This is a genomic window from Tolypothrix sp. PCC 7712 (assembly GCF_025860405.1).
GTDB lineage: Bacteria > Cyanobacteriota > Cyanobacteriia > Cyanobacteriales > Nostocaceae > Aulosira > Aulosira diplosiphon.
Genome location: NZ_CP063785.1, coordinates 3,707,168 through 3,731,248 on the forward strand (window position 1 = coordinate 3,707,168; position 24,081 = coordinate 3,731,248).

At 41.8% G+C, this 24,081-nt stretch carries 21 protein-coding genes and 3 rRNA genes; 18 read left to right on the top strand and 6 right to left on the bottom strand.

Annotated features, from left to right (window positions below):
* The first annotated feature begins 147 nt into the window (after positions 1 to 147).
* The 8 genes from HGR01_RS15320 to HGR01_RS15355 all read left to right on the top strand — a co-directional run bounded on the left by HGR01_RS15320 (position 148) and on the right by HGR01_RS15355 (position 9,712).
* Positions 148 to 642, top strand: a complete 495-nt coding sequence (locus tag HGR01_RS15320) for a hypothetical protein (protein ID WP_045870257.1) — start codon at positions 148 to 150, stop codon at positions 640 to 642.
* 111 nt (positions 643 to 753) lie between these two features.
* Positions 754 to 1,674, top strand: coding sequence for a histone deacetylase (locus HGR01_RS15325; RefSeq protein WP_045870256.1), 921 nt, complete (start codon positions 754 to 756; stop codon positions 1,672 to 1,674).
* 1,110 nt (positions 1,675 to 2,784) lie between these two features.
* Positions 2,785 to 2,922 carry a hypothetical protein gene (locus HGR01_RS15330; protein ID WP_045870255.1) on the top strand — a complete coding sequence of 46 codons (138 nt, stop codon included), beginning with the start codon at positions 2,785 to 2,787 and terminating at the stop codon, positions 2,920 to 2,922.
* Positions 2,923 to 3,100: 178 nt separating this feature from the next.
* Positions 3,101 to 3,550, top strand: a complete 450-nt coding sequence (locus HGR01_RS15335) for a tellurite resistance TerB family protein (RefSeq protein WP_045870254.1) — start codon at positions 3,101 to 3,103, stop codon at positions 3,548 to 3,550.
* Between the two features lie 845 nt (positions 3,551 to 4,395).
* Positions 4,396 to 5,884 (top strand): 16S ribosomal RNA (locus HGR01_RS15340).
* A 323-nt stretch (positions 5,885 to 6,207) separates the two neighbouring features.
* A 23S ribosomal RNA gene (locus HGR01_RS15345) occupies positions 6,208 to 9,033 on the top strand.
* A 93-nt stretch (positions 9,034 to 9,126) separates the two neighbouring features.
* A 5S ribosomal RNA gene (gene rrf, locus HGR01_RS15350) occupies positions 9,127 to 9,244 on the top strand.
* Together the 16S, 23S and 5S rRNA genes form the textbook arrangement of a ribosomal RNA operon.
* Before the next feature lie 237 nt (positions 9,245 to 9,481).
* Positions 9,482 to 9,712: a hypothetical protein gene (locus tag HGR01_RS15355; protein WP_045870253.1), complete on the top strand. Its 231-nt coding sequence runs from the start codon at positions 9,482 to 9,484 to the stop codon at positions 9,710 to 9,712.
* Positions 9,713 to 9,720: 8 nt separating this feature from the next.
* Here HGR01_RS15355 and HGR01_RS15360 read toward each other — a convergent pair whose 3' ends face one another.
* Both HGR01_RS15360 and HGR01_RS15365 read right to left on the bottom strand, forming a co-directional pair.
* Positions 9,721 to 10,326, bottom strand: a complete 606-nt coding sequence (locus HGR01_RS15360) for a transposase (RefSeq protein ID WP_045870252.1) — start codon at positions 10,324 to 10,326, stop codon at positions 9,721 to 9,723.
* 100 nt (positions 10,327 to 10,426) lie between these two features.
* Complete coding sequence (locus HGR01_RS15365) at positions 10,427 to 10,924, bottom strand: helix-turn-helix domain-containing protein (RefSeq protein ID WP_045870251.1); 498 nt, start codon at positions 10,922 to 10,924, stop codon at positions 10,427 to 10,429.
* 111 nt (positions 10,925 to 11,035) lie between these two features.
* Between HGR01_RS15365 and HGR01_RS15370 the strand changes: the two genes are divergently transcribed.
* From HGR01_RS15370 to HGR01_RS15390, 5 genes are all read left to right on the top strand, one after another.
* A complete protein-coding gene (locus tag HGR01_RS15370) occupies positions 11,036 to 11,503 on the top strand; it encodes a hypothetical protein (RefSeq protein ID WP_194007865.1) in 468 nt (155 codons plus the stop codon).
* 3 nt (positions 11,504 to 11,506) lie between these two features.
* Positions 11,507 to 12,253: a toll/interleukin-1 receptor domain-containing protein gene (locus HGR01_RS15375; protein ID WP_210403146.1), complete on the top strand. Its 747-nt coding sequence runs from the start codon at positions 11,507 to 11,509 to the stop codon at positions 12,251 to 12,253.
* Positions 12,254 to 12,367: 114 nt separating this feature from the next.
* Positions 12,368 to 13,441: a toll/interleukin-1 receptor domain-containing protein gene (locus HGR01_RS15380; RefSeq protein ID WP_045874416.1), complete on the top strand. Its 1,074-nt coding sequence runs from the start codon at positions 12,368 to 12,370 to the stop codon at positions 13,439 to 13,441.
* 244 nt (positions 13,442 to 13,685) lie between these two features.
* Positions 13,686 to 15,011 carry a hypothetical protein gene (locus HGR01_RS15385; protein WP_045874415.1) on the top strand — a complete coding sequence of 442 codons (1,326 nt, stop codon included), beginning with the start codon at positions 13,686 to 13,688 and terminating at the stop codon, positions 15,009 to 15,011.
* A 299-nt stretch (positions 15,012 to 15,310) separates the two neighbouring features.
* Positions 15,311 to 15,904: an SH3 domain-containing protein gene (locus HGR01_RS15390; RefSeq protein ID WP_045874414.1), complete on the top strand. Its 594-nt coding sequence runs from the start codon at positions 15,311 to 15,313 to the stop codon at positions 15,902 to 15,904.
* A gap of 121 nt (positions 15,905 to 16,025) precedes the next feature.
* Here the strand turns inward: HGR01_RS15390 and HGR01_RS15395 are convergent, their stop codons facing one another.
* Together HGR01_RS15395 and HGR01_RS15400 are read right to left on the bottom strand one after the other, a co-directional pair.
* Entirely contained in the window at positions 16,026 to 17,393 is a 1,368-nt protein-coding gene (locus HGR01_RS15395) for a DUF3370 domain-containing protein (protein ID WP_045874413.1), read from the bottom strand.
* 40 nt (positions 17,394 to 17,433) lie between these two features.
* A complete protein-coding gene (locus HGR01_RS15400) occupies positions 17,434 to 17,946 on the bottom strand; it encodes a peptidase C15 (RefSeq protein WP_045874412.1) in 513 nt (170 codons plus the stop codon).
* Between the two features lie 58 nt (positions 17,947 to 18,004).
* On the opposite strand from HGR01_RS15400, the gene hisH reads away from it, so the two are divergent.
* Positions 18,005 to 18,640, top strand: coding sequence for an imidazole glycerol phosphate synthase subunit HisH (gene hisH, locus HGR01_RS15405; RefSeq protein ID WP_045874411.1), 636 nt, complete (start codon positions 18,005 to 18,007; stop codon positions 18,638 to 18,640).
* A 104-nt stretch (positions 18,641 to 18,744) separates the two neighbouring features.
* Complete coding sequence (gene rsmD, locus HGR01_RS15410; RefSeq protein ID WP_045874410.1) at positions 18,745 to 19,290, top strand: 16S rRNA (guanine(966)-N(2))-methyltransferase RsmD; 546 nt, start codon at positions 18,745 to 18,747, stop codon at positions 19,288 to 19,290.
* An 87-nt stretch (positions 19,291 to 19,377) separates the two neighbouring features.
* Here the strand turns inward: rsmD and petG are convergent, their stop codons facing one another.
* Complete coding sequence (petG, locus tag HGR01_RS15415; RefSeq protein WP_071989488.1) at positions 19,378 to 19,491, bottom strand: cytochrome b6-f complex subunit V; 114 nt, start codon at positions 19,489 to 19,491, stop codon at positions 19,378 to 19,380.
* Positions 19,492 to 19,702: 211 nt separating this feature from the next.
* On the opposite strand from petG, the gene HGR01_RS15420 reads away from it, so the two are divergent.
* From HGR01_RS15420 to HGR01_RS15430, 3 genes are all read left to right on the top strand, one after another.
* Positions 19,703 to 20,077, top strand: a complete 375-nt coding sequence (locus tag HGR01_RS15420; protein ID WP_045874409.1) for a c-type cytochrome — start codon at positions 19,703 to 19,705, stop codon at positions 20,075 to 20,077.
* Positions 20,078 to 20,617: 540 nt separating this feature from the next.
* Positions 20,618 to 21,355 (top strand): peptidylprolyl isomerase, encoded by a 738-nt coding sequence (locus HGR01_RS15425; protein ID WP_045874408.1) that lies wholly within the window; start codon positions 20,618 to 20,620, stop codon positions 21,353 to 21,355.
* Between the two features lie 153 nt (positions 21,356 to 21,508).
* Positions 21,509 to 22,000, top strand: a complete 492-nt coding sequence (locus tag HGR01_RS15430; RefSeq protein ID WP_045874407.1) for a hypothetical protein — start codon at positions 21,509 to 21,511, stop codon at positions 21,998 to 22,000.
* 97 nt (positions 22,001 to 22,097) lie between these two features.
* On the opposite strand, the gene HGR01_RS15435 is transcribed toward HGR01_RS15430, so the two are convergent.
* Positions 22,098 to 23,822, bottom strand: coding sequence for an ABC transporter ATP-binding protein (locus HGR01_RS15435; protein ID WP_045874406.1), 1,725 nt, complete (start codon positions 23,820 to 23,822; stop codon positions 22,098 to 22,100).
* Positions 23,823 to 24,081 lie beyond the last annotated feature (259 nt).

Here is a 24,081-nt window from a genome sequence, read left to right on the forward strand (position 1 = left end):
AACACCTAATTTTCCAGATGCTAATCAATATCTCCAAATTTTCCTGCATGAAATCCGCTATCTTGAGAAAAGATTTGAATTAAAAATGCAGTTTTTTAATAAATGCAGATTGTTAATTTTTGTTTAAGCATCCTTTTTTGATTAGCAATGCCACCCAAAATAAACAGATCTGTCGTATGGCAGCAGGCTGAAATTCTCATGCAGCCTGCCTTTATCCGCGTGGTCGATAATATTCGCAAGCAACTAGATGTTTCTTCCTGGAAAGGAACTTATCATGATGTCTTGATTTGGCCTGCTAGCACCACCGATCAGACAAAAGCAATTGTGACTCAGCTGTTGCAAGAAATGGAAACTGCAACACCAGAACAAGCAGATGAGATTAAAGAGAGTCTTTCTCGTCTGCCAATGCCCCATCCAGGATATCATCTACGTTTACAGCGTCAAGAGCAGCAAGTAAATATCGATTTGTGGGAACTATGCTATCAAGTGTGTTTTCTTAACTACAGTCCCGCAAACCCTAATTCCGCAGGTGTTGATATTGATACTAGTTTAATTGATGAAACCGGAGAAGTAGATTGGTTAATTTTGGAAGCGAAAACTAAAGAGTTAGTTGAGCAATTGTTTACCAATTTGCCTGAGTAGGATGGGGGGAATAGGGAATAGGGATTGGGGACTTGGGACTGGGGACAGGGATTACCAATTACCCATTACCCAATGACAAACACCAAACGCCAAACACCAATTACCTAATTTATGCTACCAGTCATTTATTCTGATGAGTTTCTAGAACACAAAACTGGAAATTACCATCCAGAATCACCACAACGTTTAACAGCTATTGTCAACGCCTTAAAGCAAGCGCATTTTGCCGAAAACCTGATCTGGCGATCGCCTACACCAGCATCAGAAAATCCAGCACTAATGCCGATGTTATCTAAAGCTCATACTCCAGATTACATCGACAAAGTCCATCGGATCGCCTTTGCTGGAGGCGGTTATTTAGATGGCGATACGCCAATTTCCCCCCGCAGTTATGACGTAGCATTACTAGCAGTTAGCGCTTGGCTGGATGGAGTCGATGTAGTTTTATCCACAGAAAATCCAGCTTTTGTGCTATCTCGTCCCCCAGGACACCATGCAGAAAGTGATATGGGTATGGGATTTTGTCTATTTTCTAATGCGGCGATCGCAGCTTTCCATGCCCTACAAAAACCAGGGATTAACCGTGTAGCTATCTTAGATTGGGATGTGCATCACGGCAATGGCACTCAGGCGATCGTGGAATCTGAAGCACAAATTGCCTATTGTTCGCTACATCAATATCCTTGCTATCCCGGAACTGGTAGAGCATCCGAACGCGGCTTTCATAATAATGTCTTAAATTTACCCGTACCACCTGGTAGCACAATGGCAGTATATCAGCCACTCTTTGAAAACAAAGTTCTCCCTTTTTTAGCCAATTTTCAAGCAGATATATTAATTATCAGTGCTGGTTATGATGCTAATGCTGAAGATCCCTTAGCCAGCGTTAATTTACAACCAGAAGATTACGGTTACTTGATCAATTATTGTTTAGGCTGCACTCGCAAAATTCTTGTTGGTTTAGAAGGTGGCTATGATTTGCCAACCCTTTCTCAATCTGTGGTAGCAACAATCGAACGCTGTTTAGTATAAAGAGTGATCGATAGATGAACCGATCGGAGTGGCATGATAAATTGCGTAGACGCAAAGCGGTGAGGTAGTGCGTTGGGCGGGTTCCCCGACTTGAAGCAACTACCGAACCCGGAGGGCTTTTCGTCAGACATCGCTCATCGAAATGTAAAGAAATATGTATCTCTGCTACAAACAGCAAAGCAAGATAGTCGATGTTGGGATTGATTTCTGTAGCAAATGCCACTAAATTCAGCAAAAAAGCAATCTTTACAAGTCAGAGACGAGGAATTAATCTGTATAGGATTTTTATTTGAGTTATGATTCCCTGAAGTTTTGTACTTTCTGCGATCGAGAAGCGCTATATTGCTTTTTCAGAAATTTCAAGCTGAATAACTCACCATTCGCGTAATCCAAATCGGAAATAATTAATTCCCAAAAAACCATGAAATTCCTACTATATATAGCTTTGGTTTTGGTAATCAGAATAGAAAGCTTACACTTACCCGATTTCCCTCAAAGATTTCAGTAGGAATCTGAATGTATCGGTGCGATCGCACCGTCATCGCACTGTGAACTAACCACGCCTCTAAAGGGTATATGGATAAAAGTTTGATGCGATTAATCCTTTTGTTGTAAGCCTTTTAACCATTTTGATGAATTCTTTATTTTCAGAATCGATTACGCGAACGATGAGGAATAAATTTTATAAATAAATTTTTAGGTAAGACTAATAACACAATTACCTAGTAATTTTTTCGTAAACAATCCAAGTAAGCTTTAAAAGAATTTCGTCTCTATAGGCAGGTTTAACAGCAAAATATTGCTAATTACTTCTATAGATGATAATTATATTCGTGTTTTTTTATTGTTGCTATGGAGACATAAGTGCTAAGTATTATTTCTATAGATGAGACGGACATTTTTTTAACAGCAAATAATTTGCAGTATGGTATGCAACCAAATACCAACAAAATTCATGAAATCTTCAGAAAGAAAAACTTTGAGATGTATTTTGAAATAGCTAAAGTTTTGTTAAGATGCAAATGCTAGGAGCTTTTCAACGGAATACACCTCTCAGGGTGTGGAGAAATAAAAAGCACTAGCAATACAGAGTTATAAAGGTGAAGCATAATGACCACCTACATTTTTTTCAATGAAGCCCTTCAGATGCTGGCTAATGCCTATCTAATCTCAGCAGTAGTGCTAATAGCAGCTTCTGGTATAGGTTTAGCAGTAATAGAAACGATGGAAAAGACCGGAGAACGCTAAGTTCTCACCTGGCTTTTCGTTCTCACCGATAAACCCATGACTTGTATGTGTTCATTGTGAAGAAATACTGGGAACAATAAACCATGAAAGTCTCACAGTGTTGCAGATTCACCTGAAAGTTATCGAACATGCAGGGTACTGCTCCCCTATTGAAGACTCAATCAAGGAGCGCACTACTATGGGTTTATTAGACACGGTATTGGGTACAGAAAGCCAGGCTCAACCAACACTCAGTCCATCAGAGGCTTTTGCTGCTATTACGCTCGCTGCAACAGCAATCGATGGCGATCTTGCAGAACATGAAGCTCGTTCTATTGCCTCAGTTCTATCTCGGTCTAAGCTTTTTAGAAACTATACTGACGAGATGATGAACAAGCTGTTTGATAAAATTCTTGGCATCCTGAGACGCCGGGATGGGATAAATGTTTTATTTAATTCAGCTAAACAAACTTTAACCCAAGAATTGCGAGAAGCAGCCTTTGCAGTAGCTACAGATTTGGTACTAAATGACGGAATTTTGACAGAAGAGGAAACTAATTTTCTCAACGATCTGTACTTATCTTTGGGTATTTCCAGCGATCTAGCCCTACAAATTATGCAAGTTGTACTAATCAAAAACCGTGGCTAAATATAATTTAGCTAGCAAGCTGGTTTGCAATTGTTATTACTTTTATATGTAATTATTTAAGCTTAAGCTTCATCAATCCTAATTAGGTAGGCGATCTCCATATCATAATTTTGTTTGCTTAAAGTCTTAGATTTAAAGCACCAAAGGTATCGAAGGACAGGATTTTCAGCTTTCAGCACAGACTTGCCAAATTATAACTGATTATCCGGACATGATATAAACACGCTATTTCCTTTCTGTCAATTTAGCAGATCTGAGGCAAATTCTATAATTTATGGTGTGATGCTTAATATTTTGCAAAATTAAACATCCTATGCATCGTTAATCTTCTAACGATCAGGTTTTGTCTTTAGCTCAATCACTCATCTTTGGAATATTTGAAAAATAAGAGTTTAGTAAAAGTCCCACACATTAGGATTTGTAGGTGCATAGCCTAATTTCATGCCGAACATCTGAGTGATGAGTAGAGGTGAGTTTAAGCATCACAGGCGTATTCGGATGAGATAAATACTCAGCCATAGATTCAGACCGACTCAGCCATTAAAGATGACAAAAACATCAAAAGCCTTACCTGATAGAGGTTTGATGTCTGATTGCCGCTATGGTAGAGAGCAGGTCAAAAAAAGTTGAGAAAAGGGTTGACGAAATAGAAAAACAGTTGCTAATGTAGATAAGTGCTGAGGCGAAGAGATGCCAAAGCAGCCGAACCGAGAAAAACAAATACTTTGAAAGCTTCAAAAACAATCCTCGTCAATTAAGATTGTTGGGGTAAGACCCAAAGAAATCTAAAAAAAGAAATACAGGATTCCGAGACAAAAAGTCATCGGAGCCGCGAACTCGAAAGCAAAATGGAGAGTTTGATCCTGGCTCAGGATGAACGCTGGCGGTATGCTTAACACATGCAAGTCGAACGGTCTCTTCGGAGATAGTGGCGGACGGGTGAGTAACGCGTGAGAATCTAGCTTCAGGTCGGGGACAACCACTGGAAACGGTGGCTAATACCGGATGTGCCGAGAGGTAAAAGGCTTGCTGCCTGAAGATGAGCTCGCGTCTGATTAGCTAGTAGGTGTGGTAAGAGCGCACCTAGGCGACGATCAGTAGCTGGTCTGAGAGGATGATCAGCCACACTGGGACTGAGACACGGCCCAGACTCCTACGGGAGGCAGCAGTGGGGAATTTTCCGCAATGGGCGAAAGCCTGACGGAGCAATACCGCGTGAGGGAGGAAGGCTCTTGGGTTGTAAACCTCTTTTCTCAAGGAAGAAAAAAATGACGGTACTTGAGGAATAAGCATCGGCTAACTCCGTGCCAGCAGCCGCGGTAATACGGAGGATGCAAGCGTTATCCGGAATGATTGGGCGTAAAGCGTCCGCAGGTGGCAATGTAAGTCTGCTGTTAAAGAGTGAGGCTCAACCTCATAAGAGCAGTGGAAACTACATAGCTAGAGTGCGTTCGGGGCAGAGGGAATTCCTGGTGTAGCGGTGAAATGCGTAGAGATCAGGAAGAACACCGGTGGCGAAAGCGCTCTGCTAGGCCGCAACTGACACTGAGGGACGAAAGCTAGGGGAGCGAATGGGATTAGATACCCCAGTAGTCCTAGCCGTAAACGATGGATACTAGGCGTGGCTTGTATCGACCCGAGCCGTGCCGGAGCTAACGCGTTAAGTATCCCGCCTGGGGAGTACGCACGCAAGTGTGAAACTCAAAGGAATTGACGGGGGCCCGCACAAGCGGTGGAGTATGTGGTTTAATTCGATGCAACGCGAAGAACCTTACCAAGACTTGACATGTCGCGAATCCTCTTGAAAGGGAGGAGTGCCTTCGGGAGCGCGAACACAGGTGGTGCATGGCTGTCGTCAGCTCGTGTCGTGAGATGTTGGGTTAAGTCCCGCAACGAGCGCAACCCTCGTTTTTAGTTGCCAGCATTAAGTTGGGCACTCTAGAGAGACTGCCGGTGACAAACCGGAGGAAGGTGGGGATGACGTCAAGTCAGCATGCCCCTTACGTCTTGGGCTACACACGTACTACAATGCTACGGACAAAGGGCAGCGAGCTAGCGATAGCAAGCAAATCTCATAAACCGTGGCTCAGTTCAGATCGCAGGCTGCAACTCGCCTGCGTGAAGGAGGAATCGCTAGTAATTGCAGGTCAGCATACTGCAGTGAATTCGTTCCCGGGCCTTGTACACACCGCCCGTCACACCATGGAAGCTGGCAACGCCCGAAGTCATTACTCCAACCATTCGTGGGGGAGGATGCCGAAGGCAGTGCTGGTGACTGGGGTGAAGTCGTAACAAGGTAGCCGTACCGGAAGGTGTGGCTGGATCACCTCCTTTTAGGGAGACCTACCCAACTTTGAAATCAATTGCAAACAGTCAATAGAGACAAAGATGGTCTACTCTAGGTCGGTCGAGATTGGTGAAGAACTTTCAAAGTATTCTGTGTTCGGTAAATAAAAATGATTGCAAAGATCAATAGGTAAATTCAGCAATTGACGTGAATAACAGTCAAACTGCTGGAAATACGCCAGCCAGAACCTTGAAAACTGCATAGTAACGCGAAAAATAGCAGGCAGTCAAAAAAGTCAAAAGTCAAAAGTCAAAAGAAGGACCCAAAGACGAAAGACAAAAGACTGCAGATGTGAAACCAAATGTATTGTGGTCAAGCTAATAAGGGCTGATGGTGGATACCTAGGCACACAGAGGCGAAGAAGGACGTGGTTACCGACGAAATGCTCCGGGGAGTTGGAAGCAGACTATGAGCCGGAGGTATCCGAATGGGGCAACCCTATGTACTACCTGCTGAATATATAGGCAGGAAAGAGCCAACCCAGCGAATTGAAACATCTTAGTAGCTGGAGGAAGAGAAATCAATTAAGAGATTCCCTCAGTAGTGGTGAGCGAAAGGGGAAAAGCCTAAACCAGTTGGTTTACTGACTGGGGTAGTGGGACAGCGATATCGAATCTAGAGGTTAGACGAAGCAGCTAAATACTGCACCAAAGAAGGTGAAAGTCCTGTAGTCAAAAGCTGAAGGATAGTAGCTGAATCCCGAGTAGCATGGGGCACGAGGAATCCCATGTGAATCAGCGAGGACCACCTCGTAAGGCTAAATACTACTGTGTGACCGATAGTGAACCAGTACCGCGAGGGAAAGGTGAAAAGAACCCCGGGAGGGGAGTGAAATAGAACATGAAACCATCAGCTTACAAGCAGTGGGAGTCCGATTCAACGGATGACCGCGTGCCTGTTGAAGAATGAGCCGGCGACTTATAGGCACTGGTAGGTTAAAGCGAGAATGCTGGAGCCAAAGGGAAACCGAGTCTGAAAAGGGCGATAATCAGTGTTTATAGACCCGAACCCTGGTGATCTAACCATGTCCAGGATGAAGCTTGGGTAACACCAAGTGGAGGTCCGAACCGACCGATGTTGAAAAATCGGCGGATGAGGTGTGGTTAGGGGTGAAATGCCAATCGAACCAGGAGCTAGCTGGTTCTCCCCGAAATGTGTTTAGGCGCAGCGGTAATGATTATATTTGGGGGGTAAAGCACTGTTTCGGTGCGGGCTGGGAGACCGGTACCAAATCGAGACAAACTCAGAATACCCAAAGCACACATTGCCAGTGAGACAGTGGGGGATAAGCTTCATTGTCAAGAGGGAAACAGCCCAGACCACCAGCTAAGGTCCCCAAATCATCGCTAAGTGAGAAAGGAGGTGAGAGTGCATAGACAACTAGGAGGTTTGCCTAGAAGCAGCCACCCTTGAAAGAGTGCGTAATAGCTCACTAGTCAAGCGCTCTTGCGCCGAAAATGAACGGGGCTAAGCGATGTACCGAAGCTGTGGGATTTGTTGAAAAATAAATCGGTAGGGGAGCGTTCCGTGGTAGGGAGAAGCAGTAGCGGCAAGCAGCTGTGGACGAAACGGAAGTGAGAATGTCGGCTTGAGTAGCGCAAATATGTGTGAGAATCACATACCCCGAAACCCTAAGGGTTCCAGAGCCAGGTTCGTCCGCTCTGGGTTAGTCGGGACCTAAGGCGAGGTCGAAAGGCGTAGTCGATGGACACAGGGTGACTAATCCCTGACTAAGGTATGGGAGCATTGCTAGGGACGCATGAAAGATAGCTACACCCTGATTGGTTTGGGAGGAGTTTACGAACTCCGAGTAGTGATTCGATTGTGCCAAGAAAAGCTAGGAATGTGATGAACATATCTTACCCGTACCCGAAACCGACACAGGTAGGGAGGTTGAGAATACCAAGGGGCGCGAGATAACTCTCTCTAAGGAACTCGGCAAAATGGCCCCGTAACTTCGGAAGAAGGGGTGCCCACGAGAGTGGGTCGCAGTGAAGAGATCCAGGCGACTGTTTACCAAAAACACAGGTCTCCGCAAACTCGAAAGAGGAGGTATGGGGGCTGACGCCTGCCCAGTGCCGGAAGGTTAAGGAAGCTGGTCAGCGAAAGTGAAGCTGGCGACCGAAGCCCCGGTGAACGGCGGCCGTAACTATAACGGTCCTAAGGTAGCGAAATTCCTTGTCGGGTAAGTTCCGACCCGCACGAAAGGCGTAACGATCTGGATGGTGTCTCAGAGAGAGACTCGGCGAAATAGGAATGTCTGTGAAGATACGGACTGCCTGCACCTGGACAGAAAGACCCTATGAAGCTTTACTGTAGCCTGGAATTGTGTTCGGGCTTCGCTTGCGCAGGATAGGTGGGAGGCAAAGAGATATTCCTTGTGGGGAATATGGAGCCAACGGTGAGATACCACTCTGGCGAAGCTAGAATTCTAACCTCGCACCCTTACCGGGTGTAGGAACAGTTTCAGGTGGGCAGTTTGACTGGGGCGGTCGCCTCCTAAAAAGTAACGGAGGCGCGCAAAGGTTCCCTCAGCACGCTTGGAAACCGTGCGGCGAGTGTAAAGGCATAAAGGGAGCTTGACTGCAAGAGTGACCACTCGAGCAGGTACGAAAGTAGGCCTTAGTGATCCGACGGCGCAGCGTGGAATGGCCGTCGCTCAACGGATAAAAGTTACTCTAGGGATAACAGGCTGATCTCCCCCAAGAGTCCACATCGACGGGGAGGTTTGGCACCTCGATGTCGGCTCATCGCAACCTGGGGCGGAAGTACGTCCCAAGGGTTGGGCTGTTCGCCCATTAAAGCGGTACGTGAGCTGGGTTCAGAACGTCGTGAGACAGTTCGGTCCATATCCGGTGCAGGCGTAAGAGCATTGAGAGGAGTCCTCCTTAGTACGAGAGGACCGGGAGGAACGCACCGCTGGTGTACCAGTTATTGTACCCACAGTAGACGCTGGGTAGCCAAGTGCGGAGCGGATAACCGCTGAAAGCATCTAAGTGGGAAGCCCACCTCAAGATGAGTGCTCTCACTACAAATGTAGGTAAGGTCACGGGCAGAACACCCGTTGATAGGCTCTATGTGGAAGTGCAGTAATGCATGAAGCAGAGGAGTACTAATAGACCGAGGGCTTGACCTCATCAATCATTGGTTATTTCGCGTTACTTGCAGTCTTCAGGGTTTTGTTGACAGTTAACTGTTAACCGTTAACCGTCAACCAACCACAAGTTTTCCTGGTGTCTATTGCGCTGTGGAACCACACTGACTACATCCCGAACTCAGAGGTGAAACGCTGCTGCGGCCACGATAGTCTAGGGGTTGCCCTACGCCACAATAGCTCGATGCCAGGTCTGTTTTTAATAAACAAAGCCTCTCCAATAGTGTATGGAGGGGCTTTTATTATTTTTATTGCTCAATAAATTAGACGCACAAGCCAAAACTATACCATTCAACAGTGTATGAAGCATATCTGGAGGTGGTGCTACTTGTGACAAGATAAGATAGGGGTAAACTTTTATAGTAAAAATGACTAATAAAAAATGCTAGAGTGGCATTAAAGTAATATTTGAAGCCTGTAAATCAATCTTGTGATTCCTTCTGCCTTCAACCAAAGACTACAAGACTTAGCAGACAACGTTGATAAAGACTTTAAACTTCTTAAGGAATTTGAGGATGTACTCCGCTACGAAACTAATCCTCGTGTGAAAGCTGGCTATCGTATGGATATTGAGCAGCTACGAGAGTCAGCAAGTCGTTACCAGCATGAATATGAACAACTTAAACAATATCTAGCTACTAGTACAGTACGGCGGAAATAAGCAGACCATTAAATAGCCAAAACTTTGCTCTTATATGTCCACTTAAAAGGTTTAGCCATTGTTTGATTAAAGTAGTCGATAAACTTGAGGATTCGATTTTTCAAATCATCCTGACTGACGAAACTGGCTCTTCTGAGTAACTTGCGAACCAAAATACTGAACCAAATCTCAATTTGATTGAGCCAAGAGGAATGTTTAGGTGTGTAATGAAACACAATCCGGTGTGTTGGATCACTCAAAAAAGCAGTGCGGGATTTCATTGATTTAAGGATGCCACTTTCTCCCTTAATACCCAGGTCAATATTCAAACCTTCAATTTGTGCAACTAAACGAACTAGAGACTCAGACTGATGAGTGTTAAGGCAGTCCATAATCAGATGCCATTTTTTAGCATCACTGTCAGTTTCAATTGTTCGGCGAACATGAAGGGCAAAATCAACTTCCGTTCTGGTATCTGAACAAGTCGGCTGGACAATTTGACCAGTGGCAACATCAAAGCTGGCAATTAAGCTTTGCGTGCCGTGACGAATATACTCAAATTCCCTTCTTTCGACTTTGCCTGGTCGCACAGGTAAGTCTTTTTCTAAGCGCTCAGTAGCTTGAATTCCTGTCATTTCATCAATGGATATTGTACGTTCTCCCTGAAGATGCCGCTCAATCGCATTGATGTATAAACCAGTAATATCTTCAACTTTTGCGTCAAATTCTTCGTCCTCAGGGGGGGGTTAACCAGTAGCGGCTCTGGTGAGGTTTAAGTTCTGCTTCTTCAAGTAATCTTCCAACATGGCGGACAGATATGCTTTCAATAATTCCAAGTTTGATGATTTCGTTCGCTAGTTCTCTTGCTGTCCAATGACTTATTGGTCTTCCATAATCGGATGGTGGGGAACAAGCTAATGCAAACAACTCGATTACTTGTTCCATACTAAACTTCGGGCGTGCGCCAACACGCTCAGAGTCTTGTAATCTCTGCTCAATTGATAATTCTTTCCCCTCAGTTTCCAACCACCGATTTCGCCATAAACGCGCCGTTTGACGATTTATGTCTAAATTTCGGGCGATTTCACGATGATTTTGACCCTCTGATCCCATGACAATTATTTTGGCTCGTAGCGCTATCTGTTGCGGCGTGTTGTGTCTGTTTATCAACTGTTGGAGTTGATCCCGCTCGCCATCGCTTAAATTTAATATTTTAGGATTTAATCTAGCCACACCTTGATTCCTTAATCCGCGCCCAAAACGGGTTTTAACCTGATTATTTATTCTCCCACCAATATGGTCTATTTATTTATGCCGTGTTGTACTAGTGAATCAGTAGCAAAGATGGATGATATAGAAACACAGTTGCATCAGATGGATGCCAAGCTGAACCTTTTATTAAATGTTCAGGATGCTATCTCTGTCAGCCTGAATCAAATGCGCCAATCATTTTTGAAACGCTATGATGCTGCCGAAGAAGTGATTATTGCATCAATTGTACAGCAGCTTAGCCAAAACCAATTAGCTATGATTCAAACTTTACTGGATGCTTTAGAAGCTAATCAACTTTCAGAGCCAGAAATGCAACAAATGTTGGCCATATTGGAAAAGCGTATCCCTTCTTTACTTCCCAGCCAAGCAGCAGTTGTGGAAGTTATTAAAGCACCTGAGCTAGATGCCAAGCATAAATTGAAAGTTACTCTACCTATAGTTCCTTTTCTAATTGATTATGAAGGTGAGTTGGAACTAGGAAGCGGTTTCAACATCAAATCAGCTTGGGAACGCTTAATGTCCAAATTACGAAATAAGTAAGCAATGGATTTGCGTCAATATCTGGAAGAACAATTGAGCAAAGATTTTCAACTGCTGAAAGCACTAGAAGATAGGCGACGTTCTGAGGATGATCCACGCCGTAAGCTTAAGTTGAATGATGATATCGAAGAAATAAAGAAGCAGATTTGTGCTCGCCAAGTAGAGATAAATTCACTAGGAATTACCTCTTCTATTATTTTACCTTCTTCAGAATTACCAACAGAAGAATTTGGGATACAGAGAGTTACGGATAATGTGAGTTTAGTTAAAAATAAACTTATGCCAGTGCAACCTAATCAAGGTATTAAAATCTTCTTTTCTTATGCTCATGAAGATGAAAAACTTCGTAATAACTTAGAGAAACACCTAGCTCTTTTACAGCGTCAAGGAGTGATTACAGGATGGTACGATCACAAAATTGGAGCAGGAAGAGAATGGCAAAATGAGATAGATCAACACTTAAATAGATCTCAGATCATTTTGCTGCTTATAAGTGCAAATTTTATTGCTTCAGATTATTGCTGGGATGTTGAGGTAAAACGAGCTATGGAACGTCATAAAGCTCAAGAAGCCAGAGTTATTCCTGTAATTCTTGACTCTGTTGATTGGCAGAGCGCACCATTTGGGAAACTTCAACCTCTTCCTAAAGGTGGTAAACCTGTCAAAAAGTGGGGAAATCGTAATGATGCATTTTTAAACGTGGCTGAAGGTATCCGAATAGTAACAAAGGAGCTTACAGAAAATTTATAGATACATTCAGATTATGCTTTTTTAATGAAAAATAGATAAAGTACTCAAGCTTAAAGAATAAATCATGCAAATAATAATTACTAGTTGATTTAAACGTAGTAAGTTATCAGTATAATGCGATCTACTAAAGTTATTGAACTTTTTTATTGTTGTTCTGATGCCGAGCAAGATGAACAAATGCGGCAACAACTTGAGGATCACCTTAGTATTTTGAAGCGGCAAAATGTGATCACGGGATGGCACAAAGGGATGATCAGTCCTGGGAAAGATTGGGAAAATGAGATTGATACTCACTTAAAGAGCGCAGATATAATTTTGCTGTTGATTAGTTCCGACTTTATAGCTTCCGATTATTACTGGGAAGTTGTGATCAAGCAGGCTATGGAACGACATAAAGCTAAACAAGCTCGTGTCATTCCTGTTCTCCTTCGGCCATATGATAATTGGAAGGCCATTTTTGGTAATATTAAAGCATTGCCTAAGGGTGAAAGACCTGTTACTAAATGGAAACCCTATGATGAAGCTTTTAAAAGTATTGCTGAAGGTATCCGTGAGACAGTTGAAGAAATCCAAGATTCTTTTTTTCCTATTAAAAAATTTATTATACAGACTACAGGAGTTTTTCTACCTGTCACGAAGTTTATTGGCAATATTTTAATAAAGATAGCAAGTACAACCTTTTGTTTATTATTTAAGCCATCAAGGGTTTATCGACGACGTAGAGCTACAATTATACCTTTTGGACAGTTGATTGTACTTATATTAATAAGTAGTATATTCTTAATTCCTTATATATCGAACATCTTAGGGAAGCCTTTGTTCAAACATAATACAACTTCTGAATCAAGAAAGAAAGTGAACCATATAGGCTGGATTTGGATAGGAACTGTTAACAGTGGCTCAGATGGTTTGTCTGTTGGGAAAAGACTGATTAAAACAGCAAATACTAATTTACTTCCTAGTATTGATCCTCCTGTTATTCCATCACCAGGAGCAGTCGTGAAAGTTAAATATAAAGTGAATTTAAGAAAAGAAAAAACATTGTCATCAAATCCACTAGTTGAACTTCAACCAGGCGAAAAACTACTCATACTCAAAGTAGAATCCTTTGAAAGCGCTAACCAGAGTTCAGGAAAAATTAAGCTGAGGGCGCAAGTTCGTAAATGTACTCAAACTTGCAATCCTTGACAATTAGCTTATGGAATTGTAAGGGACTAGTTTTTTCTCTTGGAAGATAGTCTTCTGAAGAAATATAACTAGAATTTAGACTTGCAATCATGTGCAAAAACCTTGGGTGATGCTTGATATCTAGTTTAAGAGGATCTGAGGGCTTAACCTGCGGAGGTTGCATTTTGATAAATCTAGCTATTGCTAGATGCGCTAATAGCCTAAAAAGCTATAATCTACCTCTGTTGATTCGAGAAATAGACTTGTGGATGCAATATTAGAGCGATCGCACGCACTCAAACAAACCATAGTAGATTTTGTGCTGGAAGCAGAAGGCGATTTAGCACAAGCGCTGGAAAGCTATGCTGCTGGAAATTTACGCAGTGGGAATGGGAACATTACCCAGCAAGACTTGGTGATTGACAGCTTTATTACCGAAGGAAAAGTTGGTGATCACTCTCCGTTAGAATTGTTTATAGACAGTTATCCTGATTTACAAGAAAGCGATCGCAATCTTATTAGCAGTTGGCATGGTAGTTTTATGGGCTTATTTGCCATCACGGAAATTTTACCTGATGGCTTTGAGGTAACAAACTGGCTTACAGATAAACATTACATTGTTAAGCCCAATAATCCTAAAACTCTACAAGAAATATCACGATTGAAAGAAGGAGAAATATTACTTACCCGGATTTCTCCGGTTACTGATAGTTACTGGACATTTTTTGGTAACTATACAATTATGGGTAAATTGGGTAAACCAAAACTGGCTGTCGCTATTGGTAATTTTAAAGAAAACTATAAAAATCATCTTTACAGCGATGCTCCCGATTTACTAGCAGAAGCTTGGAATTCTGTTGTCCAATACCATGAGCAGTTTGTAGAATTTTTTGGACAGGATGAAATTACATTACCGGGATATCAACTCAATAAAAAAATTGCTGAATTTCAAGAAGTAATTACAGAAAAATTACTAGCAAATACAGGTATAGATACTTCCAAACCCTTAGCTGAGATGGCACAGGAAGCTGGTATCGACCAAGAAGAAATTAAAGCAGCAGTTAAAGAAATGGGTGCTGACTCTAATGTAGCCTCGCAGATATTTAACAATAATGGCAGCAGTAAAATGGTCATGCCAAAGGTTGATTTACCTGCTGAACTCAAAAAAGCCGAACAAGTTACAGCAATTTCCCATCCCCGTTGGGGACAAATATTTTTACCAACATATAGTAAATTCAAAACAATTTTATCAGCGGAAAATTGGCAGAGCATTGAAGGCGCTGAGAAACTAATTCGCTTTTATCTGGAAGATAAGAGTATCAATGCTTTTATCTGGCATCGATTAGCTCAAGAGTATCCCACATCATTAGAAAACTTGTTACAAACTTTTCTGCAACGTCCAGATTTTAGTCTAGCAAATGATTTGGATTCACTTCTACAAGAATTCGGTAAACCTCTAGAACCAGATTTACCAGAAATTGCTAGTGTTCCTGTACATCTGCATAACTTATTTCAAGCAGCCATAGCAGAAGTGCAGAAATCTAAGCCTCAAAGTAAAGGTCAAAAAAAAGCAGCAAAGGGTTTCAAATAATGTATAGAAATCTGGTTTGATTGCTGAAATTACTTGTGTAACTAGGGACAGGGAACAGGAAAGAAATAATAAAGGTCTACCTAACTCTGCAACCATTCAATATCATGCCTATCTCAGGAGTAAATTCCTGAGTACAAAAATGATTTGACTTTTGACTGAGCCATATTCCAGTCCATACAGTTTCTCAAACCTGCGTACATTATTAAGAAATTTAAGTATATTTTTTCCAAATTCGGAAAACCAGTAGTATCATTTGAAGCATCTATTGTCAAGAAATCCTTATCTGGCTGCATCAGAATATGACAAATTCCAACCAAATTCTATCTAGCGAAGGCATTCTCAAGACTAATTCTACTAACACGAATATAGTTAATATTCGTTCAGCACCCGTAATTAAAGAAGGTAACGTCATTCGCCAAGGTAAATCAGGCGATCGCGTCAAAATTATAGACAAGCAAAAGCCCTCAGGGGATACTCGGACTTGGTACAAAGTGCAATTTGGTAAACAAGCAAATGAAGTCGGCTGGGTGCGTGAAGATGTGATCTCAGTTGTTCCCGCCAAGCCTGCGCCTGATAAAAATCCTTCAGAAGCAGATACATTAGTGCATTTTGTGACCGAAACTAAAACTGTGAGAGTTCACGGTAAAGGTCAAGCATATATAAATGTGTACGACAACAAGAGCGAAACTACAAATAGCGCTCCAGCAGCAAAGTTACCTAAAACCGAAACTAATAATCTCTGGACAACCTACATAGCATCTAAGGATGGATATACTTATCAAGTCCGCTTTATTCCTGGTGCTGACACGGAACTGACAATTATTCAGAACAATAAAGTTGTTTTACAACAGAAAGGTTTTCGTGCGGATGGTACTGAGTACCGACCAAAATAATTAAAATTCAAAATTTGTAGAGACGCGATTAATCGCGTCTCTCAATGATGCGTTACGGCGGGTATGATGGCCAGAAATGGCGCTATGTGCCGTAACACACTACCTCAAATAATGAAGTAGCTTATTGTCCCTTTGTCTGAGTTGCAACGGTTAATACTTGCGGTGGGGAAGCATCTGGTGGATAAAGAAAGTCTACTTGTACTAATCTGCGATCGCCTGCTGGCATATTTAATAAAGTTAGGGGTTCTCCAGCTTGGCCTCTAGTTTGCATTAAGTGGACAAACTTGGTTTGTGGCTTACCGCGATCGTCGTTGTAACGCACTCGTACTGTCCCACGGAAAAATACTTGCTTTGCGGGTGTATTGAAAAAGCGTAGTCCTGGTTTGACTAACTGGTCTTCTTTTAGTGGTGTTTGAACGGACACACTTACAGTCTGGGGAGTTTGAGTATTGTTATACAACGGCAATTTGAGACTATATTGAATGCCGTAATTACCATGAGCGCGGTATGCGGTGTCAGGATAGCGTACCAACATCTGAGCGCTTTGAATTTGATTGGTTCCCAAAGTACCACCATGCACGGTACTCAAAGCGTAGGAAAAGGCTTGACCCGGTTGAGGAATCGTTAAATATTTAGCTTTAGGCTCATCTACTAATAAGGCGCGCCACTGAGAACCACTAGCAACTCCCGCTACACGTCCGTAAATTCTCGGTTTACCAGTCTCTTCTAAAGGTGTGGGAGTTTTATCTCTGGGGCCAGCTACATCACTATTGTTGAGTAAATTTTGCCACTCTTCTAAATTTGGGGCACGTTCGCTACCATCGGGATTTGTTTGTGCAAACATGGCGAGGCTAGCTGCATAAACTGTACCATTACTGCGTAGCCGCATTAATGTCGAGCGACCATTTAAAGGTGGGGTAAGTCCTTTCACAGGAATTGGCAGATTTAATAACATCTGACTTCCTTTTGGGGGAATCACAATTTGAGCCGGAAAGATTTCTTGTCGTCGTCCTCGCAGGACATCACTAGTAACGCGATCGCCTGGGCCTGCGTAAACTGTACCTAAAGTGTTTTCACTGAATGATGGTAACGAAATAAAAGGTGCATCTGGCTGACTTAAATAAGTTGCTCCTTGCAGCACATTAATAGTTACTGGTGTTGCACCAGGATTATGCAAGATAATTCCTAAATATAGCGAGCGTAAATTTTCTTGTGGTTCAGCTCTAGCTATATGGTGAGCAAAAATATCAAATCTTCCTTGAAAGGGAAAATTTAAATGAGCTGTTGGTACTTTTTTGCTATCTGGAGGAAAAGTGGAGAGTAAAATCCCTTCCTTTAAGACTAGTTCTGGACTATTGCTATTAAATACTGGAACTGTATCAAGATTACCTGGTAAAGGACGAACAACTTGCGGTTGTACTACTTCTTCTGGTGGTGGTGTAGGCGAAATTGATTGAGCAAGTGTCAAACTTAGTAACAATGGCAACATAAATTTAACTATTTTTTCCTCCATAAAGACGCGGGCAAATTTATGAAAGTGCCAGTTTGTTAATAATTAATACGAAATCTGCAACAATGTTTACCAAATTTTCGTGATTTAAAACTGGAACATGGACAAAAATGCAATTTGCCTGCAGTTGGGATTGGTGTAAATGATCCAATACTGAATAATAAAGACCTTCGCAGACAAATTTACCGCAGTCGTGACTAATCTCAATTCCCCTTGCTCCAGAAATTAATTGTTTTATATCCACACCTGTTTGCAAAACACTTTCTGCACTAGTTGCACAAACTTCTACAGTTAATTGCATTCGACTTGCAGCCATTCCACAGCAGATAATACAATCCGGTTGGAGTTCATTGATTTTTTGAATTACAACATTACTAGCAAGCTGCACATCTACAGGTAAATGACGTAAATAAGTCAAATGATGAGGTAGTGTTTCTAGTTTGGTGACTTCAAGTAATAAATCATCGGAAGAATTTGACTGTTGATCTGCGAGCCAAGTGTCAAAAGAAGTTAATAGAAATCTTTTCTTCATAAGAAATATTATTTAAAATAGAATTACTCTCCATAATAAATTTACAAGGAGCAGGTCAATGCCAGTGATTGCGGTCGTAGATTATGATATGGGAAATTTACATTCAGTTTGCAAAGGCTTGGAAAAAGCTGGAGCAACTCCTAAAATCACTCATTCTTTTAAGGAATTAGAACAAGCAGATGCAGTAGTTTTGCCAGGAGTTGGAGCATTTGATCCAGCCATGCAACACCTGCGTGCCCGTGGTTTAGAACAACCTATTAAAGATACGATCGCATCAGGTAAACCTTTTTTGGGTATCTGTTTGGGATTGCAAATTCTGTTTGAATCGAGTGCCGAAGGTACACAACGAGGACTCGGAATTGTCAAAGGAACAGTTAAAAGGTTTCGTCCAGAACCAGAAATTACAATTCCTCACATGGGTTGGAATCAGCTGGAAATAACTCAGCCAAAAAGTATTATGTGGGAGCATTTGCCTGCGAATCCTTGGGTTTATTTTGTTCATTCTTACTATGTTGAACCAACAGATCCGCAAATTAGCGCAGCAACAGTTACCCACGGGACGCAAAGAGTTACAGCTGCGATCGCTCGTGATAATCTGATGGCAGTGCAATTTCACCCGGAAAAATCATCTAATATTGGATTGCAAATCCTATCTAATTTTGTTGCTCAAGTCCGCGAACAAGTAGCAGCATAATACAATTTAGTTGTCTGTCAGTTGTTATTTGTTCTTTGTCATTTGTCTTTGTGCAATGACTAATGATCGATGAACAATGACTAATGGCTCATAACTAATGACTAATGGCTCTGAGAATTTACGGAAATCGTCAGTTAAAAACTTTACCTGGTAAAGATACCAGACCTACTAGTGCGCGGGTACGAGAGGCTGTCTTTAATATTTGGCAGGAAAGAATATTTGGGTGTCGTTGGCTAGATTTGTGTGCTGGTAGCGGTTCAATGGGCGCAGAGGCTTTGTGTAGAGGAGCCAGCTTAGTAGTCGGTATTGAACAATCGAGCCGCGCCTGTAACATCATTCAACAGAATTGGCAGCGAGTAGCGAGTGCTGACCAAGAATGGAAATTGTTGCGGGGAAATGTACTCCAACAGTTAAAAACCTTATCAGACCAAAAATTTGACAGAATTTATTTTGATCCGCCCTATGCTAGCGGATTATATCAACCAGTTTTAGAAGCGATCGCAAACTACCAGCTTTTAGATGCTGAAGGCGAAATTGCGGCTGAACATAGTGCCCAAGATTGGACTCCACCAGTCATTGCTAACTGGGAAATTTGCCGCCAGAAAGTCTATGGAAATACTGCTTTGACGTTTTATAGGATGATCGAGTGATTCAGGGGAAGGGGACAAGGGGACAAGGGGGAAAACGAGAAATTCCCATTACCTATCACTAATTACCCAGTCCCCAGTCCCTAATCCCTAACCTCCCAGTTCAGTGGGACGCTTGTATTGCTTGTAGGCAGCGTAAAACAGACCAGAGAGTGTAACCACAATTAGACCAAGGACGATACCTGAGAGCAGGGGTTCAACCACTGTAAATCTCCTCTTTGCAATTATTAAACATTTGTTTCCTGTTTTTGATTTTACCAAATTCGGGATGAATGCCGCTCTCTACAGCATTTTTGGAGAATGAATCATCAAAGTAAAACTGGCATTCATGCTTGCAGTGAGCATCAAGAACTTTTAAGCTATGTGTAGGAAATGAAAAATTCTTAGCACACCTACAACTTTCACAACAAACCTTTTGGATAACCAGATTACCAAACCTGAAAATTTAATTCAGAGGATCGCTTTGCTGGCTCTTGCCGTAATGCTAGCAATCACTTTGGGCATTTTTGGTGTTCAGATGGTGCAAGCTTCCGATCCTTATGTGAAAAATGTTCTATCCTTAACTGGAGATCCAGTTCAAGGTAACGCTATTTTTCAAATCAATTGTGCTGGTTGTCATGGCTGGCAAGCCGATGGGCGAGTAGGCCCCAGCTTGCAAGGTGTATCCAAGCATAAGTCGCGTTATGGACTGATTCGCCAAGTGATTAGTGGTGAAACACCACCGATGCCAAAGTTTCAGCCTAGTGCCCAAGAAATGGCAGATCTTTTGAGCTATTTAGAGTCTTTATAGCCCAAATTTGAGAAATTATTGCTTGGTATGAACTATATTAAGGCTAAAAGGCGATCGCTCTCACCATATATAAAGACTGGCAATTTTACCTTAAAAATTTTTAACTGAAGAAAGTCAAAAACTCTGTACAGCAAAGATTGTAGTAGGTGGAAATGCTTGCTGGATTTGCGCTGTCTATTTAGATGTGTTTTACATTATTAGTTAAGGTGCAAAGTTGCTGACTATACTGCACTTGTGCTTGCCTAGTAACCTTGGTATTATCTTCGCCTAAACTTCATAATAGGCTGCATATTTTTGAAATTAGAATTGTATTGGGTATAACAGAGGGGCAACTGATAGCCAGTTTTGGGTTTGAGATTAACAATCTTTACCAAAAGGTTGTTCCAGACCTAGAAAACATGACTATCTAACTCAAAATAGTATAAAGGATTACTAGTAAAATGCCTTTAGCATGATTTATGTAGGGTCTGGTTGAACAGTATATACAACCAAAGAGTGTAAAATTCTACAAAACATATATTTTGATATATATAAAAGCTAATGACTGAAGTACTAAGAATTGGTAACCGTACAATCACGAATGACGAACTAATTCCCTTACTGGCAGGCTATCAAATGCTGCCACAGTTGCGAAGGGAATTAATTATCGATGATGCGATCGCATCCATAGATTGTACCCCGGAAGAAATCGCTGCTGCTCAACAACAGTTTTTCGCTGAAAGACAGTTAACATCCGAAGCCGATGTCAAAGCATGGATGGAATATCAGGGATTGAGTCCAAAGCAACTAGCAGATTTGACGGTGCGGAAGCTGAAAGTAGAAAAATTTAAGCAAGAAACTTGGGGTAAAAAGCTAGAAGCGTATTTTTTCCAGTCGAAAGCAAAACTGGATAAAGTAATTTATTCTTTGCTACGCACCCAAGATATGGGAATCGCTCAAGAACTCTACTTCCGCATTCAAGCCAAAGAGCAATCCTTTGCAGATGTAGCACGAGAATATTCTAAAGGCCCAGAGGCGCAAACAGGCGGATTAGTTGGGCCAATTGAACTCAACCAACTCCATCCAGCAATGGCGCAATTACTGGCTAACAATCAACCAGGGCAAGTTTTACCCCCGACTCGCATCGCTGAATGGTTTGTGATTGTGCAGTTAGAGAAATTTATCCCAGCACAACTAGATGAACCAATGAAAGCACGGCTGCTCAATGAACTGTTTGAAGGTTGGATACAAGAACAGCAAAAACAAATGATGACTCCAGCCGTTTCTCTCAGCAGCTAAATTGAGTAGAGAAAATTAGGAGAAGGAATTTAAATTAAAATTGATTACTTAGCTTTGGAGGTAAAGTTCCTTTCAGGAGCTTTACTTCGCTCATGATTTAGTAATTTTTTACACAGTCGTTGATATCTAAACTGAGAATTTAAACTATAAACTATGCTGAATTTTTATAAGGTCACTGCTTTGGCTTTAACAAGTTTAAGTTTTTACAGTGTCAGTATATCCACATTATCAACATCTGCACTTGCTGGGGAACCCATTATTGATAGAAACTGCCGCTATCATGTAAGAACACAAGAAGTATTGCGGCAAATACCACAACGGAATCAAGCTAGAGTATTATCAACATCTCAGTTTCAAGTTAATAATCAAAAATACGTTCTACAATTACTAAAATTTCCCAATTCTAAAGGGGTTTTATGTCTTTGGAAACCTCATGCTCGGCTACCGGAAAGATTAAGAGATGTGTCGATTATTCAAGACAAGGTGATTGGAAAACTTGAAAAACATCCCAAGCAACCAGCAACTTATATAGTTACAGTCAAAGGTGATGAATCAGGAGATATATTAAACACGGCTTATAGATTAAACCTGACTAATCCCGAAAAACCAAAGGTGACACCGTTAATCAGAGTGTACAAAAAATAGATGAGTGATTTGGTTTGATGCTACGCGATCGCATCTTTTCACTGTACTTCAGCAGTGGCCAATCATAAATGATGCGATCGCCCCAACTCACATATCATTAACTAAACTGTTGAGCATAAAATCTTGCATAGCGGCGTTGAAATGCCAAAAGTTCCTCGTGGGTTCCAGATTCGACAATTTGTCCTTGTTCAAGTACTAAAATGCGATCGCATCTTTTTACTGTACTTAATCTATGAGCAATAATAAATACAGTGCGACCTTTCATCAGCCTTTCTAAAGCTTCCTGTACCAAGGCTTCTGACTCTGAATCTAAGGCTGATGTGGCTTCATCTAGTATCAAAATTTGCGGGTTAAGGAGCACAGCACGGGCGATCGCAATTCTTTGTCTTTGTCCCCCTGATAAATTTACTCCACGCTCACCAACCAAAGTATCATAACCTTCTGGTAGCTGGGTAATAAAATTGTGGGCATTAGCAATTTTCGCTGCGGCTTCCACTTCTGATATTGCAAAGGAATCTTGCCCAAAGGCAATATTTTGAGCAATTGTGCCAGAAAACATGATAGTTTCTTGGGGAACAATGCCAATTTGTCGCCGCAGGCTATAAAGCGTGACATCGCGAATATCGACATCATCAATCAATATTTGCCCAGATTCCGGATCGTAGAAGCGGGGTAGCAGATTTACAAATGTGGTTTTACCAGCACCAGAAGCACCCACAAGGGCGATCGCTTCTCCTGGTAATGCTAATAAATTAATATTTTTTAAGACAGATTCACCTGCTTTGTAGGCAAAGGAAACATGGCGATATTCTACCTTGCCTTGCACAGGTGGGAGGGCGATCGCATTCGGCTTTTCTAAAACTGTGGGTTGAATTGCTAATAATTCAAAAACTCGGTCAATGGATGCCTCGCCCTGCTTAAATTCGTTGTAATTATTAGTAGTATGACCGATGGGGTCAATTAACAATGCTGCTGCTGTGAGGTAGCTGAAAAACTCGCCTACAGTTAAGTTGCGTTGCGAGATTTGCCATCCTCCCACTAACAATAATGATAAAGCACTTAAAGCTTCGAGGAAGCCGATAATGGGGATTTGAATGGCTTTGAGGCGTTCGGCTGAATATTTAGCTTTGAGGCTGTGTTCTGCTTCATGGCTAAACCGCACCATTTCGTAGGTTTCGGCGGCAAAAGCTTGGACTAACCGAATCCCACTAAATACTTCTGTGAGGATAGCCGATAAACTAGAAACCCGATTTTGACTGCGACGAGAATATTTTTGTAACCTTTCGCCAAACCAACCAATCAAAATCCCCATTAATGGGGCTACAATCACCGTTGCGAGGGTGAGCTGCCAATTCAAGTAAATCATATAGATGGGAATTGCCAGCAATTGCAACACACAGGGGATTAAATCGTGAAATATTTTATTGACTACTTCCCCAATCCTGTCAATATCCTCAGTCAAGCGGTAAGATAAATCACCTGCTTTGGCGGTTTCAAAATAGCTGAGGTTAAGTTTTTGCAGATGTCCGTAAACTTGCTTACGGAGAAGAAACGCTACTCTTAAAGCAGCTTGCGCCATGTAGATATCTTGCACAGACTGAAAAAAGCCACGTACCAGAAATACTACAGCACAGATGCCAGCTAGTTGTGCGATCGCTACTACATTACCCTCTCCAAAGGGCGTTGCCAATTTACCCGCGAGATTGATGAGTGTTAATGTCGCCAGCACATATCCGATAATGCCGATAAATCCTTTGGTGATGGTTTGCCACTGGGTTCGGATATAAGGTAGCAGTTGCCAATAATTAGATCGCGTTTTCAAGCTGTCACATCCACAATAATTTCTTTCTTTGTTTGACGCTATCAGTTTTTGTGGAGTTTCTGAATAGTTAGGCGAAAAAAAATAGTCAAAGAAGGCTGTTCGCCTAGCGTCTCCGATAGGAGAAGTATGAAACCCAACACCATAAATTCTCAGTTTTTTTGTAGGGTGTGTTATGCCGTAGGCTAACGCACCTGTAATAGTTAACAGTAAGCTGTAATTACTTAACCTAGGTGAACATATAAATGAAGTGTATTAATGT